Annotated in this window: 1 protein-coding gene; it reads left to right on the top strand. The window is 48.4% G+C overall.

What is annotated here, in order from left to right; genetic code table 11:
• The coding region (locus LK536_RS58460; protein WP_506092296.1) for a hypothetical protein at positions 1 to 795 on the top strand (795 nt) is incomplete at both ends.

Consider the following 795-nt stretch of genomic DNA (forward strand, 5'->3'; position numbering starts at 1 on the left):
AAGAAAGAGAGAAAGAAAGGAGGGAAAGGAGGGAGAGGGAGGAAGGGGAAAAAAGGAAGAGGGAAGAGGAAGGGAAGAAGGAAAAGGAAAAGGAAGAAGGGGAGAAAAAAAGAAGGGGGAGAAAGGGGGGGAAAGGGAGGAGGAGGGAAAGAAAGAGGGAGAAGAAGAAGGAAAAAAAAGGGAAGGAGAGAGAGGAAAAAAAGGGGAAGGAGGGAAAAAAAGGAGAGGGAAAAGAAAGGGAAAAAAAGAGGGAAAGAAAAGAAGAGAGGAAGAGAGGAAGAAGGAAAGAAAAAAAGGGAAGGAAGGAAAGAAGGAAGAAGAGGGAAAAGGGGGGAAGGAGAGGGAGAAAAAGGAGAGGGAAAAGAAGGGGAAAAGAAGAAGGGGAAGAAAGAGGAAAGAAAGGGAGGGGGAAAGAAGGGGGGAAAAAGAGAGAAAGGAGAAGGGAGGAAAGGAGAAGGGGGGGAAAGAAAGGGAGGGGAAACGAGAGGAAAGAAAAGAGAAGAGAAGGAAAGAGGGAGGGGAAAAGGGGAAGAAAGAAGGAGAGGGAAGGAAAGAGGGAAAAAAGAAGAGAAAGAAGAAAGGAAAAGAAAAAGAGGAAACAGAGAAGCGGGAAAAGGAGGAGGGAAAAGGAGGAAGAGGCGGAAAGAAGGGAAGGAAGGAAAAGGAAGGAGGGAGAAGGGGAGGGAAAGGGGGAGGGGAGGGGAGAGAAGGGAAGGGGCCGAGGAGAAAGGGGAAGAAGGGGGAAGGGGGGAGGGATGGTTTTTCGTGGTATCAGGCATATATCTGGATTTTGCC

Origin of the sequence: Clostridium pacaense, from assembly GCF_020709765.2 — a bacterium.
In the GTDB taxonomy this organism is placed as follows: Bacteria; Bacillota; Clostridia; order Lachnospirales; family Lachnospiraceae; genus Enterocloster; species Enterocloster hominis.